The 17,243-nt window shown below is 64.3% G+C and carries 14 protein-coding genes; 7 read left to right on the top strand and 7 right to left on the bottom strand.

Annotated features, from left to right (window positions below; translation table 11 throughout):
- Positions 1-152: 152 nt before the first annotated feature.
- On the bottom strand, positions 153-2,762 hold the full coding sequence (gene acnB, locus CAG41_RS19335; RefSeq protein ID WP_085583490.1) for a bifunctional aconitate hydratase 2/2-methylisocitrate dehydratase: 2,610 nt from the start codon (positions 2,760-2,762) through the stop codon (positions 153-155).
- Between the two features lie 467 nt (positions 2,763-3,229).
- On the opposite strand from acnB, the gene CAG41_RS19330 reads away from it, so the two are divergent.
- On the top strand, positions 3,230-3,700 hold the full coding sequence (locus tag CAG41_RS19330) for a DUF1289 domain-containing protein (RefSeq protein ID WP_085583492.1): 471 nt from the start codon (positions 3,230-3,232) through the stop codon (positions 3,698-3,700).
- Between the two features lie 169 nt (positions 3,701-3,869).
- Here the strand turns inward: CAG41_RS19330 and CAG41_RS19325 are convergent, their stop codons facing one another.
- Positions 3,870-4,733 (bottom strand): universal stress protein, encoded by an 864-nt coding sequence (locus CAG41_RS19325; RefSeq protein WP_085707343.1) that lies wholly within the window; start codon positions 4,731-4,733, stop codon positions 3,870-3,872.
- Positions 4,734-4,891: 158 nt separating this feature from the next.
- On the opposite strand from CAG41_RS19325, the gene CAG41_RS19320 reads away from it, so the two are divergent.
- The 3 genes from CAG41_RS19320 (at position 4,892) to CAG41_RS19310 (ending at position 7,639) form a co-directional block, all read left to right on the top strand.
- Positions 4,892-5,500, top strand: coding sequence for a tRNA-(ms[2]io[6]A)-hydroxylase (locus CAG41_RS19320; RefSeq protein WP_085639872.1), 609 nt, complete (start codon positions 4,892-4,894; stop codon positions 5,498-5,500).
- 144 nt (positions 5,501-5,644) lie between these two features.
- Complete coding sequence (locus tag CAG41_RS19315; RefSeq protein ID WP_085583498.1) at positions 5,645-6,352, top strand: winged helix-turn-helix domain-containing protein; 708 nt, start codon at positions 5,645-5,647, stop codon at positions 6,350-6,352.
- Positions 6,353-7,639 carry an ATP-binding protein gene (locus CAG41_RS19310; RefSeq protein ID WP_085707342.1) on the top strand — a complete coding sequence of 429 codons (1,287 nt, stop codon included), beginning with the start codon at positions 6,353-6,355 and terminating at the stop codon, positions 7,637-7,639. It begins immediately after the preceding gene.
- A gap of 304 nt (positions 7,640-7,943) precedes the next feature.
- Here CAG41_RS19310 and CAG41_RS19305 read toward each other — a convergent pair whose 3' ends face one another.
- Together CAG41_RS19305 and CAG41_RS19300 are read right to left on the bottom strand one after the other, a co-directional pair.
- Complete coding sequence (locus tag CAG41_RS19305; RefSeq protein WP_085707341.1) at positions 7,944-8,561, bottom strand: DNA-3-methyladenine glycosylase; 618 nt, start codon at positions 8,559-8,561, stop codon at positions 7,944-7,946.
- A 100-nt stretch (positions 8,562-8,661) separates the two neighbouring features.
- The gene (locus CAG41_RS19300; RefSeq protein WP_085639867.1) at positions 8,662-9,744 is read right to left on the bottom strand and encodes a bifunctional transcriptional activator/DNA repair enzyme AdaA; all 1,083 of its coding nucleotides are present in this window, start codon (positions 9,742-9,744) and stop codon (positions 8,662-8,664) included.
- A 109-nt stretch (positions 9,745-9,853) separates the two neighbouring features.
- On the opposite strand from CAG41_RS19300, the gene CAG41_RS19295 reads away from it, so the two are divergent.
- Positions 9,854-10,270, top strand: coding sequence for a VOC family protein (locus CAG41_RS19295; protein WP_085583505.1), 417 nt, complete (start codon positions 9,854-9,856; stop codon positions 10,268-10,270).
- Positions 10,271-10,304: 34 nt separating this feature from the next.
- Here CAG41_RS19295 and CAG41_RS19290 read toward each other — a convergent pair whose 3' ends face one another.
- Positions 10,305-10,988, bottom strand: coding sequence for a type 1 glutamine amidotransferase domain-containing protein (locus tag CAG41_RS19290; RefSeq protein ID WP_085707340.1), 684 nt, complete (start codon positions 10,986-10,988; stop codon positions 10,305-10,307).
- Between the two features lie 194 nt (positions 10,989-11,182).
- Between CAG41_RS19290 and CAG41_RS19285 the strand changes: the two genes are divergently transcribed.
- Complete coding sequence (locus CAG41_RS19285; RefSeq protein ID WP_170930024.1) at positions 11,183-12,082, top strand: AraC family transcriptional regulator; 900 nt, start codon at positions 11,183-11,185, stop codon at positions 12,080-12,082.
- A gap of 4 nt (positions 12,083-12,086) precedes the next feature.
- Here CAG41_RS19285 and CAG41_RS19280 read toward each other — a convergent pair whose 3' ends face one another.
- A complete protein-coding gene (locus tag CAG41_RS19280; RefSeq protein ID WP_085639860.1) occupies positions 12,087-12,707 on the bottom strand; it encodes a LysE family translocator in 621 nt (206 codons plus the stop codon).
- 170 nt (positions 12,708-12,877) lie between these two features.
- Between CAG41_RS19280 and CAG41_RS19275 the strand changes: the two genes are divergently transcribed.
- Entirely contained in the window at positions 12,878-13,465 is a 588-nt protein-coding gene (locus CAG41_RS19275; protein ID WP_085632637.1) for a LysE family translocator, read from the top strand.
- A 56-nt stretch (positions 13,466-13,521) separates the two neighbouring features.
- On the opposite strand, the gene CAG41_RS19270 is transcribed toward CAG41_RS19275, so the two are convergent.
- A complete protein-coding gene (locus tag CAG41_RS19270; RefSeq protein ID WP_139834984.1) occupies positions 13,522-17,172 on the bottom strand; it encodes a hypothetical protein in 3,651 nt (1,216 codons plus the stop codon).
- Positions 17,173-17,243 lie beyond the last annotated feature (71 nt).

Genomic DNA, 17,243 nt, shown 5'->3' with positions numbered 1-17,243 from the left:
AGCCGGCTTGCCGGCGATGGCGATGGGTCAGGCGCTGGCGATGTCGGCTGTGCCGGTGCATCGTCAGCAGGCTGGCTCCTGTACGGGGGATTGAAGGCATAAAAAACGCCGCCCGTCTCGCGACGGGCGGCGTTCTTCATTGCCTTGCAGCGTTAGGCTTGAACGACCGGAATTTTGGCGTTCGCAGCAGCCTCACGGAACTCGGCGATCTGGTCGAAGGACAGGTAGCGGTAAACGTCGGCCGCCATGCTGTCGATCTTGCCGGCGTATTCCATGTACTCCTCGACGGTCGGCAGGCGACCCAGGATCGAAGCCACGGACGCCAGCTCAGCCGAAGCCAGGTAGACGTTCGCGCCGTCGCCCAGACGGTTCGGGAAGTTACGGGTCGACGTCGACACCACGGTGCTGTTCGGCTCAACGCGTGCCTGGTTACCCATGCACAGCGAGCAGCCTGGCATTTCCATGCGGGCGCCGGCCTTGCCGTAGATGCCGTAGTAGCCTTCTTCGGTCAGTTGGTGAGCGTCCATCTTGGTCGGCGGCGACAGCCACAGACGGGTCGGCAGCTGGCCCTTGACCTGATCCAGCAGCTTGCCGGCGGCGCGGAAGTGACCGATGTTGGTCATGCACGAACCGATGAACACCTCGTTGATCTTCTCGCCGGCAACGCTGGAGAGCAGACGGGCGTCGTCCGGGTCGTTCGGCGCGCAGAGCACAGGCTCCTTGATGTCGGCCAGGTCGATCTCGATGACTTCGGCGTATTCCGCGTCCTTGTCGGCTTCCATCAGCTCAGGGTTGGCCAGCCAGGCTTCCATCGCCTGGGCACGGCGTTCCATGGTGCGGGCATCGCCGTAGCCTTCGCCGATCATCCAGCGCAGCAGGGTGATGTTGGACTGCAGGTACTCGGCGATGGCCTTTTCCGGCAGCTTGATGGTGCAGCCGGCGGCGGAACGCTCGGCGGAGGCGTCGGACAGTTCGAACGCTTGCTCGACGGTCAGCTCGTCCAGGCCTTCGATCTCCAGGATGCGGCCGGAGAAGGCGTTCTTCTTGCCTTTCTTCTCGACGGTCAGCAGGCCTTTCTGGATCGCGTAGTAAGGGATGGCATGAACCAGGTCACGCAGGGTGATGCCAGGCTGCAGCTTGCCCTTGAAGCGAACCAGGATCGACTCAGGCATGTCCAGCGGCATGACGCCGGTGGCGGCGGCGAACGCGACCAGACCGGAACCGGCCGGGAACGAGATGCCCATCGGGAAGCGGGTGTGCGAGTCACCGCCGGTGCCCACGGTGTCCGGCAGCAGCATGCGGTTCAGCCACGAGTGGATGATGCCGTCGCCCGGACGCAGCGAAACGCCGCCACGGGTCATGATGAAGTCAGGCAGGGTGTGGTGGGTGGTCACGTCGATCGGCTTCGGATACGCCGCGGTGTGGCAGAAGGACTGCATCACCAGGTCGGCGGAGAAGCCCAGGCACGCCAGGTCCTTCAGTTCGTCACGGGTCATGGGACCTGTGGTGTCCTGGGAACCGACGGTGGTCATCTTCGGTTCGCAGTAGGTGCCGGGACGCACGCCTTTGCCTTTCGGCAGGCCGCAGGCCTTGCCGACCATCTTCTGCGCCAGGGTGTAGCCCTTGCCGGTGTCGACAGGCGCTTCAGGCAGCTTGAACAGGTCGGTCGGGCCCAGGCCCAGCTCGGCGCGCGCCTTCTCGGTCAGGCCACGGCCGACGATCAGCGGGATACGGCCGCCGGCGCGGACTTCGTCCAGCAGCACCGGGGTCTTCAGTTCGAAGGTGGTGATGACGTCGTCGGTGCCGTGCTTGCACACTTTGCCGGCGTGCGGGTAGACGTCGATCACGTCGCCCATGTTCAGGTTCGACACGTCGAACTCGATCGGCAGGGCGCCGGCGTCTTCCATGGTGTTGTAGAAGATCGGAGCGATCTTGGAGCCGAAGCAGAAGCCGCCGGCGCGCTTGTTCGGCACGTAAGGGATGTCGTCGCCGAAGAACCACAGCACCGAGTTGGTGGCGGATTTACGGGAGGAACCGGTGCCGACCACGTCGCCGACGTAGGCGACCGGGAAGCCCTTGGCCTTGACTTCTTCGATCTGCTTGAGCGGGCCGATGGCGCCTTGCTGCTCAGGCACGATGCCGTCACGGGCCATTTTCAGCATGGCCAGGGCGTGCAGCGGGATGTCAGGGCGCGACCAGGCGTCCGGGGCAGGGGACAGGTCGTCGGTGTTGGTTTCGCCCGGGACCTTGAAGACGGTCAGGCTGTACTTGTCGGCGATGGCAGGCTTGTTGGTGAACCACTCGCCGGCGGCCCAGGATTCCAGCACGGCCTTGGCGTGGGCATTGCCCGCCTTGGCTTTTTCGGCCACGTCGTGGAAGGCGTCGAACATCAGCAGGGTGTGCTTGAGCTGTTCAGCGGCGACGGCAGCCAGTTCGGCGTCGTCCAGCAGTTCAACCATGGTGGCGATGTTGTAGCCGCCCTGCATGGTGCCCAGCAGCTCGACGGCGCGTTTCTTGTCGATCAGCGGGGATTTGGCTTCGCCCTTGGCGACGGCGGACAGGAAACCGGCCTTGACGTAGGCGGCTTCGTCCACTCCTGGCGGAACGCGGTTGGTGATCAGGTCAACGAGGAAGGCTTCTTCGCCAGCCGGGGGATTCTTCAGCAGCTCGACCAGGCCTGCAGTTTGTTCGGCGTTGAGCGGCTGGGGAACGATACCCAGTGCTGCACGCTCTTCGATATGTTTGCGGTAGGCTTCAAGCACAGTTATTACCCTCATCAGTGGTCCCAAATGGGTGTCCGGGACGCTCATCCCGAAATGGACGTATTCATGCGCTGCGTGGCGTTGTGAGCCGCTTAGCCAGAATTACCGACCATTCCTTACAGAAGCTGCTTTCAAAGTTTTACGCCTGCAGAACGGGAGCTGATGAGGGTTGGCGTCGGGCTTTTCCCCGCTGGAAAAACCGTTCGCCAACACCGCTCTGAAGGAACGACTGTGCTCGTGACGCTTTGAAAACAGCTTCTTGACGGACATTGGCGCCTAAAAAGGCTGGCTGATTCTACGGCAAAAAAAAATTAAAGGTAAGTCGGCCGGCATTGGACTTTGGTGGCGGGTCGGACGGCCCGTCCCAGGGCCCGCCGGCCGCTTGACCCTGCGAACGGAGGGGTGATCAACGGCGGACAAAGGGCTACCATACCGGCCTGTTCCGCGTTGCCGTGTTTTGCCCCCTTATGCCCAATCAGACCATCAAGACCCCCTGCGTCGGCCTTTGCTCCACCGTTTACGGTGACCTGGTGTGCCGCGGCTGCAAGCGTTTCCACCATGAGGTGATCCACTGGAACGGCTACGGCGAGGAGCAGAAGACCGCGGTGTGGCTGCGTCTTGAGCAGTTGCTGTCACAAGTGATGGCGAGCAAGGTCGAGGTGTTCGACCGGGCGCTGCTGCGCCAGCAGCTGGAGCAGCGCAAGATCCGCTTCGTGCCGCACCAGTCGGAATATTGCTGGGCCTACCAGCTGATCGCCCGGGGCGCGCGGGTGATCGTCAACCTGGAGGCGTACGGGATGGTGCTGATGCCGGAATTTCGCGACTGGAACCTGCCGGAGTTGCGCGACGCCATCGACCGGGAGTTCTTCCTGCTGTCGGAGGCGCACTACCAGCGGTACATCGCCCCCGGGTTCCTCAAGGATGCCTTGGGCGACTGAAGGCATCGCCAGCAGGCTGGCTCCCACAGAGATGGCGGGTGCCTGTCATTTCGGCGGTCACCACCGCAGCCCCCACAGGGTTTTGTGGTGTACCTACATCCTGCAAACACCCGGGATACCTGTGGGAGCTGGCTTGCCAGCGATGAGGCCGGCCCGGGCGCCGCAAGCCTCAGTGCTTGACCGCCAGCTCCACCAGATGATCCTCGACCTCCTGCGGCTTGAGCACCAGCACGTCGCTTTCCAGCGCATCGAGCACCACTTCGGCGGTGTTGCCGATCAGTGCGCCGGACAGCCCGGTGCGGGCCACGGTGCCGATCACGGTCACCGCCGCCTGCAGTTTGTGGGCCATGAACGGGATCAGCACGTCGGCCGGCCCTTCCTCGATGTGCAGGTGCGTTTCATCGATGTCGAACTCGGCCTGGAACGCCCGGCACTGCTCGCGGTAGCGCGCCTCGATGGTTTCCTTGAGCTGGAAGGTCGGGTCGGCCGCCGACAGCATCGGCGACGGATGGGCGCTGATCACGTGCAGGTGCCCCTTGGCCAGGCTGGCGATGTCGTAGCCGTGGTCGATGATGGTGGTGTGCAGGTGGCGGTGTTCGCCGTCGGCGTTGCCCACGTCGACGGCGGCCAGGATCACCTTGTCCTTCCAGGAACCGGCGGTCTTCACCAGCAGCACCGGGGTCGGGCAGTGACGCAGCAGTTTCCAGTCCGCCGGGGTCAGCAGGGCCTTTTTCAGCGAACTGTCGGGAAAGTGCTGCTTGATCACCAGCCCGCAGCCTTCGGCCTGCTGCACGTCGATGATGGTTTCGTGCAGGCTTTCGTTCCACGCCTGTTCGGTGGTGACGCTGTAGCCGTCCGCCAGCAGCGCGGCCTTGAGCACGCTGAGCATGCCGGCGTGGTCGTGCTTCTTGTCGCACACCAGCAGGTGGAGGTGGGCCTGGGTCACGCCGGCGATCAGCTTGGCGCGCTTGAGCGCCAGGCTTTCCGAGTGTTCGGGTTCGATGACCACCAGAATGCTGCGAATGGCTTGCATGAGCGGAGTCTCCAGCAATGAAAAGGCACGGCGTTGCACAACTATAGTTGCTGCGCCCGCGCCTGCGGCTTGATGCATATCAATGGCGGCCGCTGGTGGTCTGCGGACAGGCCGGTATAATCGCGCCCTTCGCTTGATACCCATTGCCCGTGAGCCCCATGAACCTTCCCGAAATCCACGAATTCCTTGGCTGCCGCACCCCGGACGCCTGGGTCCAGGCCGCGCTGGCCGATCAGGAGACGCTGCTGATCGACCACAAGAACTGCGAGTTCAAGGCCGCCAGCACCGCGTTGAGCCTGATCGCCAAGTACCATTCCCACGTCGATCTGATCAACATGATGTCGCGTCTGGCCCGGGAAGAGCTGGTGCACCACGAACAGGTGATGCGCATCATGAAGCGGCGCAAGGTCGAACTGCGCCAACTGCATGCCGGGCGCTACGCCTCGGGCCTGCGCAAGGTGGTGCGCAGCCACGAGCCGGTGAAGCTGGTCGACACCCTGGTGGTCGGCGCCTTCATCGAGGCGCGCAGCTGCGAGCGGTTCGAGGCGCTGGTGCCGCACCTGGACGAAGAGCTGGGCAAATTCTATTTCGGCCTGCTCAAGAGCGAGGCGCGGCACTTTCAGGGTTACCTGAAACTGGCCTACCAGTACGGCGACGCCAAGGACATCGCCCTGGTGATCGAGAAGGTGCGGGCCGTCGAGCAGGACCTGATCGAATCGCCGGACGTGGAGTTCCGCTTCCACAGCGGCGTGCCGAGCGCCGCGTGACGGTACTTGTAAAAAACTCTTAAGACGATGAAACATCACAGGAAACCGGCCCTTGCGGCCGGTTTTTGCTGCCCACGGTAACCGCCCGGACACCGATTGCCGCCATAATGTCGCCCACTTCACAGAGGTCGGCAGACAGTCGTTATGGATAACCTGGGTTTTGGCAAAGTCCTGCTGGTGGAAGACGATGAGCGCCTGGCCACACTGATCGCGCATTTTCTGCGACAGCACGGCTACGAGGTGCGCACGGTGCACCGCGGCGATCTGGCGGTGGCCGCGTTCGTCGAATTCAGGCCCAAGGTGGTGGTGCTCGACCTGATGCTGCCGGGGCAGAGCGGCCTGCACGTGTGCCGTGAGATCCGCAGCGTGTCGGACACGCCGATCGTCATCCTCACCGCCAAGGAAGACGACCTCGACCATATCCTGGGCCTGGAGTCCGGCGCCGACGATTACGTGATCAAACCGATCAAGCCGCCGGTGCTGCTGGCCCGCCTGCGGGCGCTGCAGCGGCGTCAGGTGCCGGACGCCGGCGTGTGCAACGCGCTGACGTTCGGCCACCTGGCCATCGACCGCAGCCGTCGCGAGGTGCGTCTGGGGGACGAGGCGGTCGAGCTCACCACCATGGAATTCGAGCTGCTGTGGCTGCTGGCCAGCGCCGCCGGCAAGATCCTGTCCCGCGACGAGATCCTCAACCGCATGCGCGGCATCGCGTTCGACGGCCTCAACCGCAGCGTCGACGTCTACATCAGCAAACTGCGCGGCAAGCTCAACGACAACCCCCGCGAGCCGGTGTGCATCAAGACCGTGTGGGGCAAGGGTTATCTGTTCAATCCGTTCGCGTGGGAGTTGTAGATGCTGCGGCTATTCCTCGGGCTATTCGTGGTGATGACCATCGGGCTGGTGCTGGCGCTGCAGACGGTGGAGCACACCTTCGATGCGCTGCTCGACTACCAGATGCAGGACTACAACCGCGAAGCCGTCCGCGGCCAGGCCTGGACCCTGGGCGAACAGTTGCGCGGGCTGGACGGCCCGGGCCGCGAGGCGCTGCTGCAATCCATCCGTCCGCACTACGGCCTGGAGCTGACGCTGGTCGAGGCCGGCGAGCTGGGCCTGACCGACAAGGAACAGGCCGAACTGGCCCAGGGCCTGCTGGTCATCCGCGACAAATACATGCGCTACATCGCGTCCATCGACGGCGGCACGCAGTTGCTCAGCATCCGCTTGCCCGGCGAGCCGAGCCTGATGCCGTTCTACATCGTCGGCGCCTACCTGATGGTGGCGGTGATGATCGGCATCGTCCTGTTCTTCTGGGTGCGCCCGCACTGGCGTGACCTGGAGAAGCTGCGCCTGGCGGCGGTGCGTTTCGGCGACAACGACCTGTCGGCGCGGATCCAGCTGTCGAAGCGTTCGAACATCCGCGACCTGGCCGGGCACTTCAACCTGATGGCCGCGCGGATCGAAACCTTGATCGCCAACCAGCGCGAACTGACCAATGCGGTGTCCCACGAGCTGCGCACGCCGATCGCGCGGCTGTCGTTCGAGCTCGACCAGCTCAAGCAGCAGCCTGAGGCGGGGCAGCGTCGAGAACTGATCGCCGACATGTACGCCGACCTGGGCGAACTGGAGGAGATGGTGTCCGAACTGCTCACCTACGCCAGCCTTGAGCGCGGCGCGACGGTGATCACCCGGGAGAACATTCAGGCCTTCAACTGGCTGGAGAGTGTGGTCGGCAGCGTGGCGCTGGAGGCCGAGGCGGCCGGGGTGCAACTGGTGATCCGCGATTGCGGGGTCGACGAAGTGCGGATCGAGCCGCGGTTCATGGCGCGGGCGGTGATCAACCTGCTGCGCAACGCCATTCGGTACGCCGAGTGGCGGGTGGAGGTGTCGCTGTCGCGCAGCGGCGATCAGTACGAGGTGCAGGTCAACGACGACGGACCGGGCGTGCCGCTGGCGGGCCGGGAAAAGATCTTCGAACCGTTCTCGCGCCTGGACGCCAGCCGCGACCGCCGCACCGGCGGCTTCGGCCTCGGCCTGGCGCTGGTGCGGCGGGTGTCGCAGTCCCATGGCGGGCAGGTCGAGGTCGGGGATTCGGCGTGGGGCGGGGCGTCGTTCCGCATGACCTGGGCGCACCAGGACTGACCGGCGCCGCCGTTCCCTGTGGGAGCCAGCCTGCTGGCGATGGCGGTGGGTCAGGCAACACAGATATCAGCAGTGCTGGCCTCATCGCTGGCAAGCCAGCTCCCACAGGAATTGCGGGTGGATGCGGAACCTGTGGGAGCCAGCCTGCTGGCGATGGCGGTGGGTCAGCCACTGCAGATGTCGGCAGCGCCGGCCTCATCGCTTGCAGGCAAGCTCCTACAGGTTTTTGCGGTGGGGCGCAGAATCTACGGCCGCTGCTGAGTCCTGTGGGAGCCGGCTTGCCGGCGATGAACGATGACGCGGTCTAGCGGGTCGGCACCCGCCACAGGTACCAGGCCGCCACGGTGCGGTGCGGGCTCCAGGCGGAGCCGATCTCGATCATCTGCTTGCGGGTCGGCTGCGCCTCCAGGCCCTTGAGCCGCCGGTAGCCTTCGCGCACGCCGAAATCGTCCGCCGGCAGAATGTCGGGCCGTTCCAGGCTGTAGATCAGCAGCATTTCGACCGTCCAGCGCCCGACCCCGCGCAGGCTGACCAGGCGTTCGATCAGCGCCTCGTCGTCCATCGCCAGCGCCGTGGCGTAGTCCGGCACCACGCCGTCGAGCGTGGCCTGGGCGATGCCCTGGATCGTCGCGATCTTGCCCGCCGAAAACCCGCAACTGCGCAGCCGGTCGAAATCGGTCGCGAGGATCTGCTCCGGGCGGGGAAACGCCTGATCCGCAAACAACCCCACCAATCGCCCGACGATCGCATCCCCGGCCTTGGCGTGCAGTTGCTGATAGGCGATCGCCCGCACCAGCGACTCGTAAGGGTCGCGGGCCGGGTGGGGCTGATGCAGGCAGGGGCCGACGGCGGCGATGTGGCGCTTCCAGTCTGCGTCTAGGCCGGCCAGGAAGGCGGTGGCGGGTTGATAGGCGTCAGGCATGGTCTATTTCCGTCGGCCTTTGGCTTGGCCACGGGCTAACGCCTTCTCGCGGCGGGTGTCGAGCGTTCTCATGGAAATCCTTGGCGGTGTGGCGGCCCGATCAGAAGGCCAATGGCTGCGTGAGTTGCACGGCGGCGTTTTCCAGCCTGAGCAGGAACGCCTTGCGCGGCTGTCCTCCACCATAGCCGGTCAGCGAGCCGTCCGCGCCGATCACCCGATGGCAGGGCACCACGATCGACAGCCGATTGTGCCCGTTGGCCAGGCCCACCGCACGGCTGGCGCCCGGCTTGCCCAGGCGGGCGGCGATGGCGCCGTAGGTGCTCGTGTGCCCGTAGGGGATCTGCAGCAGTTCGGCCCACACCTGACGGGCGAACTCGCTGCCGGGCAGGTGCAGCGCCACCGTGAACTCGTGGAGCTGCCCGGCGAAATACTGTGCCAGTTGCGCTTCGATCCGCCGCAGATGGTCGTTGTGCCCCGGTGCGACCACATAGCCGAAGCGGTTCTGCAGGTCTTCGACCTCCCGGGTCAGCGCCGGCCGGTCGAGGAACTCCAGCAGCACCAGCCCACGGCGCTCGGCCATGGCGATCATCGGCCCCAGCGGTGTGGTCAGGCGGGTGAACAGCAGCGGCTCGCTGGCCGCCGCACGCCCCGGCGTGATGTGGAACGATTTCTGGAACGCATCGCGAAAGCCGCTCAGGGATTCGTAGCCGGAATCGAACGCGGCATGGTCGATGGACGTCCCTTGGCGGATGCCGCCCAGGGCCATGCCGAGCCGGCGGGTGCGCAGCCAGGCGTGGAAGGTCATGCCGAAATGCTGCTTGAACCAGCGCCGCAGCTTCAGCGGCTCAATGCCCTCGGCGAGCAGTTGCGCATCGCTCCAGCGCAGCTCCGGGTCGGCGTCCACGGCCTTGAGCAACCGCTGCACCCAGTCCGGGGCGATGGCGGCGGCGTCCAGCGGTTTGCAGCGCAGGCAGGCGCGGTAACCGGCGGACAGGCAATCGTCGGCGTGGGCGAAGAACTCGACGTTCTCCGGTTTTGGCTTGCGCGCCGTGCAGCTGGGGCGGCAGAAGATCCCGGTGGTTTTCACGGCCGTGAAGAACACGCCTTCATAGGCGGTGTCGCGTTCGAGCATGGCGCGAACCATTTCGGCGTGGGGCGGCAGGACAGCGGTCTGTATATTCATGGGCCGAGGATAAATCCGCTTTTGCGATGGCTCCACCGAAAAATCGACAGTGAATTTTTTCCCGGTTGCACTAGAGTGGGCGGGTCGTTTCAGCCCAAGGATTGAATGCATGACGCCTTTTACGATTCAACGCATCGACCACATCGTGCTGCGGGTGGCGGATCTTCAGCGCAGCATCGAGTTCTACGACCGGGTCTTCGGCGCCGAGCTGGTCAAGCGCAACGAGAAGCTGGGCCTGGTGCACTTGCGCGCCGGCACCTCGATGATCGACCTGGTCGACCTCAACGGCGAGATCGGCCGCAAGGGCGGTGCCGCCGCCGGCGCCGAGCGGCGCAACGTCGACCATTTCTGCCTGCGCATCGAGCCGTTCGATGAGCAGGCGATCACCGAGCACCTGCAATCGGCCGGCCTCACGGTGGAGAAGGCCGCGACGCGCTTCGGCGCCGAGGGCAACGGCCTGTCGCTGTACTGCTTTGACCCGGACGGCAACCAGGTCGAACTCAAGGGGCCGTCGCAGGCCGAGTGAAGGGAGGGCGACCTCCGCTGTCGCCCCGGCCGGTTCAGCGGGCCAGTTCCTTGAGCAGCAGGTCCGCCACCGCGCCGCCCGACGCCGGGTTCTGGCCGGTGATCACGCGCCGGTCGGCCACCGCGTAGGCGGCCCACGGCTGGTCGGCCTTGACGTAGCGGGCGCCGCGCTTGACCAGTTCGTCTTCGGTGAGGAAGGGCACGTACTGGTCCAGTTCGGCCAGGCGCTCTTCCTCGTTGGAGAACCCGGTCACCTGCTTGTCCTTGACCAGCGCCTGGCCGTCGGACCGCGTGATGTTCAAAAGGCCCACCGCACCGTGGCAGACCGACGACACGTAGCCGCCGTTCTCATAGATTGCGGCGCTGAGCTTCTGCAGGTCGGGGTTGTCGGGGAAGTCCCAGATCACCCCGTGGCCGCCGGCGTAGTAGATCGCCACGTAGTCCGCGGCATTGACCTGGCTGGCCGGCAGGGTGGCGCCGAGCCGGTTCATGAAGGCCTTGTCGTGATACCACGCCCAGTCCACCGGCTCGGCCATGGCCAGGCTGTGGGGATCGATCGGGGTGTAGCCGCCCTGAGGGCTGGTGTAGTCCACGGTGTAGCCCGCCGCCTCGACCTTCTTGACGAAATGCACCGCTTCGCCCAGCCACAGGCCGGTGGCGCGGTTCAGGTTGGGGTACTTCTCGACGCTGGTCAGCACAACCAGAATTTTCCTGGACATCGCAAGACTCCTCTTGTGAATGAGCGACGGTCGTCGCACTGCCGGTGAAGTCTAGAAGCCGTCGGCGGGCGGCCCAATACACAAAATCCCAAATGGCTTGCCCAATCCTCCAGGCACACGGCGCCGGGCTCGCCCGCCGCGCGTTCGCTGGCCTACCATGGGACTTTCGTGGATATCGACGGGTGGCAAGGCACATGACGGACGGGGCGAACGTACGCCAGCTATTGATCGACCGGTTGCGCAGCCTGGCGGCCAACGACGGTTTCACCGCCGCGCCGCTGGACGGCATCACCTACATGCGCGCCGACACTTCGCAGCCCAAGGCACCGGTGCTGCAGGAGCCGAGCTTCGTCCTGCTGGCCCAAGGGATGAAGCGCGGTTACCTGGGCGCAGAGACCTACACCTACCACGCCGGCCAGTGCCTGGTGGTGACGGTGCCCATGCCGTTCGACTGCGACACGCAGGTGGGCCCCGACGGTGCGATGCTGGCGGTGGCGGTGCGGATCGACAGCAGCCTGGTCAGCGAATTGCTGCTGACCATGGACGCGCCGCCTCAGGCGTCGGCGAATCCGGGCGAGCGGGGGATGATGATCACCGACATGACGCCCGGCCTGCTGGATGCCTTGAATCGCTTGCTGGCGGCGCTGGCGTCGCCGATGGACACCCGGGTGCTCGGCGCTGCTCTGCTGCGCGAGTTGCACTACCAGATGCTGCTCGGCCCGGCCGGCGAATGCCTGCGCTCGCTGGTGTCCCGGCAGGGCCGGTTGGGGCGGGTGCGGCGGTCGATCGACAGCCTGTACCGCGACCCCGCCGCGCCGTTCTCCGTGGCGGCGCTGGCGGCAGAGGCCGGCATGAGCCAGTCGGGCTATCACCAGGCCTTTCGCGAGGTGACGGGCCACGCGCCCATGCAGTACCTCAAGAATCTGCGCCTGCACCGGGCCCGTCAGTTGATCGTGCAGCAAGGGTTCGGCAGCGCCCAGGCCGCCTACGAGGTGGGTTACGCCAGCGCGACGCAGTTCAGCCGGGAGTTCAAGCGGCTGTTCGGCTGCCCGCCGTCCGCCATCGCTCGGCAACCGTCCGAAGCTGCCGAGTGAGCCCTCAGGCGCGTTTGGCCATCAGCAGCACCGAAGCCGCCGCCGACAGCAGCCCCGCGCAGCAGCGGTTGAAGATCCTTTTGCCGCGCGGTTCGGCGAACCAGCGCCGCATGTGCAGGCCCATGTAGGCGTAGGCGCTGATGGCGATCCATTCCAGCGCCAGGAACAGCAGGCCCAGCACCATGAATTGCGGGGTGATCGCCCGGGCCGGATCGACGAACTGCGGCAGGAACGCGGTGAAGATCAGGATCGCCTTGGGGTTGCCCGCCGCCACCAGGAATTCCTGGCGGGCCAGGGCCAGGATCCCGCTGGGCGCCGCGTCGGCGCTGCTGTGTGCCGTCGGTTCGGCCCGCCACAATTGCCACGCCAGGTACAACAGGTAGCCGGCGCCGAGGATCTTGATCCCGTAGAACAGCAGCTCGGACGTCTGCAGCACCACCGCCAGGCCCGCCGCCGCGAGGGCGATCATCCCGGCGAACGCCAGCAGCCGGCCGATCCCGGCCACGCAGGCGCGGCGGTAGCCGTAGCGGGTGGCGTTGCTGACCGACAGCAGGTTGTTCGGGCCGGGCGCCATGTTCAGGGCGAAGCAGGCGGGCAGGAACAAGGTGAGGGTGGCGAGGTCCATGGCGGTGGCTCCGGTGGCGGGTGTGCCTTTTTACCACGGGGCGCGTGCGTTCGAACCCATACAGTCAGGCGCGGCCGTCGCGGTACAGGCCAGGGGTGTTTTGTTCAATACGGGTGTTGCGCAGGCGGTTAGGGTGACGACCGGTTCAACGGAAAGGGAACAGGTGTGCGATGAGTCTGATGGTGTCGATGGCGGCGTTCGCCCTGGTGGCGTCGATTACGCCGGGGCCGGTGAACATTGTGGCGTTGGGGGCGGGGGCGCGGTTCGGCTTTCTGGCCAGTCAGCGGCATGTGGCCGGGGCGACCCTGGGCTTCGTGCTGTTGCTGGTGCTGATGGGGCTGGGCCTGCACGAAGTGCTGAGGCTGTGGCCGGCGCTGACGCGGGGGGTGCAGGTGGCCGGGGTGGCGTTCCTGCTGTTCATGGCCTGGAAACTGTTCACCGATGACGGAAAACTGGGCGCGGGGGAGGCGCAGCGTGCGCCGTCGATGCTGTACGGCGCTGTCATGCAGTGGCTCAACCCCAAGGCCTGGCTGGCCTGCGTGGCCGGGATGGGCGCGTTCGTCGCCGATGGCGAGGCACGGCTGGTGTGGCAGTTCGCGGCGGTGTACCTGGTGATCTGCTACCTGTCGGTGGGGTGCTGGGCGTATGCCGGGACGTTCCTGCGCGGCTATCTGGAGAATCCCGCCGGGATGCGCCTGTTCAACCGGACGATGGCGTTGTTGCTGGCGGGGAGTGCGGTGTATCTGCTGATTCCGTAAGTTTCGCGCGCGGCCCTTGCCCGGTTCGACAGGGCAAGGGCCTCGCTGAGCTGGCGTTAGGCCAGGCCGCTCAATGCCCCCTCTGAGGCGGGCGCCAACGGGCTGAAGCGATTGGCGCGCAACTCGTGGATCGCGTACAGGGCCCGGGCGGTGCGACCGTTGCCGTCGGTGAAGGCATGGAAGCCCGTGACCGCACCGTACAGCTGTTTGCCGAAGTGTTCATGGCCAGCATCCAGCCTTGGCAGATGCCGGTCGAGCATGATGCTGCCGCTGATGGAAGACGGGTAGCCCGTCTCGGGTTTCGGTGTCCGCAGGGCCGGAACGGTGGGGACGAGGCGTTTGTGCAGTTCCCGCACCACCGCCGGATCGCTCAGCGCCAGGCCGTTGCCGCTGTACTCGAGCAGCAGCGCCTTGAGCGTTGCGAACTCATTGCCTTTGGAGCTGGAGGCATTGAGGATCCAGGCTGTCGCTCGGTCCGCATCATCGGTCAGGCCGGTGGGGTTGAATCGCCCTTCTTCGTACACCTGGTGATACTTGGCGTCGCTCAGGCCTTCCGACGTCAGCAACGTTCGATGGTGTTCGTTCAGGGCATTGATGTTTTTGACGTCGATGGTGACCAACGCTTCCATCGACTCGACCACGTTCGTGGTTTTTCGCGCGGTTTCGTAGTGCTTGAAGTAGGTCGACTTGATGCCGCCCAGCAGGTCCTGCAAGGGTTGCTTGCCGATCAAGGCCTTCAGTGCCTGGGCCGGTTGCAATTTCGCCGAGGCTTCGATCAGAGCCTTTTCGAACAAATGATCCAACTCCGACAGGGGAATGCCGTCGGGCGGCAGGGCCTTGTCGCCCAACCGCTTGAGCACATGCCCGGCGGTTTCCAGCGTTTCGTCCCTGAACAGCGCACGCCCATGCGCCACGGTCCCAAGGGTCATGCGGATCTGGGCGGCGGAGCCGGTCTTGTCCAAGGCCTTGATCAGGTCATAGGCGCCGCTGCCGCCGGTGAACAAGCGCAACTGGTCGGCGCCGGTGCGGGTCATGGCCTTGCCCAGGTGGTTGAGCTTCAGCGCGGTCTGGCCGACGAGTTTGGCGCCGCCGTGAATCAACTGCGGCACGCCGTCCAGTGGGTTGAACAGCGACAGCAACGAACGTGCGGCCACCTTGCTCAGGTTCAACAGTCTGGAACTGCTGGCCAGGGCTTTGGTGAACAGTCCGGCTCCGCCCGCAAAAACGGTGACGACGGCAGTGACGTCCATGATGCAGCTGAAGAGGGCACCGCTTCGCCGATCCGGGTCGCCGGACGCCAGGTCTTCGATGCAGCCTTTGAAAGGGATGACGGTGTTCAGGATGGTGTCGAACGTGTTGCTGATGGCCTCGTTCCGTTCTTCGATACCGGTCTTGTCGTAGGCGATGGCGTAGAAATGTTCGTAGGTCAGCGGAGAGCGGTGTTCGGCTATCAGTCGGCTGATCTGTTCGAACCGTGCCGAACGGAAACTGCTCATGGGGCTGAAGGAGAAGGGCTGCGGGCCGTCGTTGTAGTCGAGTTCGGCGAAGCGCTCCATTCCCATGTTCGTGACGTCGTATACCGGTGGGCCGTCTGGCGAGCCGCCCGCAAAGTAAGCCCGCGTGTCGAAGTCGGCGACTCTCATGTGGGTCAATGCTTTGAAATCATCGTTGTTGCCGTTCGGGCCTTTGGAGAACCAGCCCCCGCTTTCGTCCAGCACGTAGCCTTTGACATAAGCTTGGGCCAGTGCCGGATTGGCGCGGCACAGGCCTTGGTGGGGGAACACTTCAACGCAACGGATCTGGCTGTCGTGCCGGCAGAGAACAACAACGCCGAAACCCGCGATCTGGTTTTCACGCAGATCTGCTCCGCCGTCGAGGGTTCGGGACAGATTCTTGCGCACGTAATAGAGGCCGATTTTTCCACGCTCAAGCGCGATCCGGTCATCGTTCGGCAAGCGCGACATCGCCAGGCGCAGCATCGTCGCAATGGCGGCCTTGTAGCGTTCGGTATGTGCCTTCGTCCGCGCGGCGTACAGGTCGTTGATGGGCGGCAGCGTCAGGAGGTCGGGATTCTCTTTGTAAATGCTGGTGCCCAGCCTTCTGTCGTACCGTTTCTCTTTCAACACGCCTGCCAGATAGAGATCGATAAGCGACTCTGAGGAGTAGCTGTTCAGTGGCGCCCATACGGACAGCATTTCCATGGGGTCTTGCTTGTAAAGCGACAGTTGGTCTTTTGCCAGCAGGCGGCGATTGACGGGTCGAGCGCCCATTGCGTCATGGGCTTCTTCGAGCGTTCTGGCGTGTGCCGAGTATTGCGTCAGCGCATTCTTCACGAGGTCCTGTTCCGCATCGCTGTGCGCATCGTCCTCCAGGTCGTTGACCGTTGCCCAGTCCTTGATGCCCTGCAATGTCACCCAGTCGTGGAGGATCTGCTGTTGAGGGCTGGCGGGCGCAATCGCTCCCAGTTCCATCAACTGTGCATACGACAGGTTTCGGGACAGGCCTGGAGCAATGCTTTCCGTCAGCATGACCGATCTGCGCAGCGTGACCCACTCCAGTGAGCCGATCGTCACGGACACGGGGGCATCAACCAGAAACTCCGGCGCCAGTCCTGCGAGTATCAGTTCAATTGCCAAGGGGAGAGCGGCTTCGTCGACGCCGCTCAACCAGTCCTTTATTCCTTCCCGTACCTGGTAGACGTTGGCTTGCGCATTGGAGCGGGCATACAGCAGGGTGCGGCGAAAATCGGTGTTCTTGTCATGCGTGCCAAGGTCGAGGTCCTCGATGATGGCGGATACCAGTACCCGGCTGTACAGTTCAACCGGCAAGTCGGTTTCGGCTGACGATGCGTCAAGTCCCAGTGCCTCGATGTACGATTGGGCGATTTGCTTGATAAACGGGAGCTCCAACAGCAGTGCCCAACTTTCTCGTGGGTATTCGCGCAGAAACGTTGAGGTTCTCTTTTCGTAAAGCGCCTTGCTCAGGTAACTGATCAGTGGTTCCCGGGCAGACGTATTCCTCATTTTCGTCAGTCCGTAGGTGTGCTGATGAAGGATTGAATGCTGCTCTTCATCGATGAAAAGTGTCGGCTCGCCGGCCTGTTGGACGTCACCCCAGTAATTGCCGTGCAGCGGGGGCGTCGGCAGTTCAAGTGTCAGCAGTGCAATCAGGTTCTGTATGTCACCGACAGTCTTCGGCACGTTCAGTTGGTGAAACTGCAGCCAATTGACGAGCGGGACGACATTGGACGAGGAAATGACGCCGCCCGCGAGGGCAGCAGCCTTTGCGATGAGTTCGATGTTGCCCTTCTGGCTGGCGAAAGTTGCACGGTCAAGCGCTTCCAACTTCAGAGAGGGGGCCGGCGAGGTTGGAACGTTAATGGCCCGATGAACCTCACCTGCCGGGTTCACCATTATCCAGAAGTCATGGTCGGCTGCCTTGAATGTTTGCTGCGCAATTGTTCGCCTGAGCAATTGCCTCGCCGAGTGTTGGGCGATGTCGAAGCGGCTGCCCGTATTGATGAAAGTGCCTAATGCTCGAACATCGGGTTGCTGATGAGTTTCGAACTCAAGCGTAGGGCCGATGGCCTGGCTTGCTGCCTGGGCCGTCAGGGAAGTTGCGCTCTTGAGTGTCGCGGCAATGGCCCGGCTTTCAGCCTGATCGACAGATAATGTTTGCGGGTGCAGCAAATTGAACCAGTGTTTCATGTCGGCGTCCGTACCGAGTGTTTGATGTGGACGCAGACTACGTAAGTTTGAACTGCCTGACGGGTGAGTAT

It is taken from the genome of Pseudomonas sp. B35(2017) (assembly GCF_002113645.1).
In the GTDB taxonomy this organism is placed as follows: Bacteria; Pseudomonadota; Gammaproteobacteria; order Pseudomonadales; family Pseudomonadaceae; genus Aquipseudomonas; species Aquipseudomonas ekonensis.
This window is presented reverse-complemented; position numbering and strand designations above follow the sequence as displayed.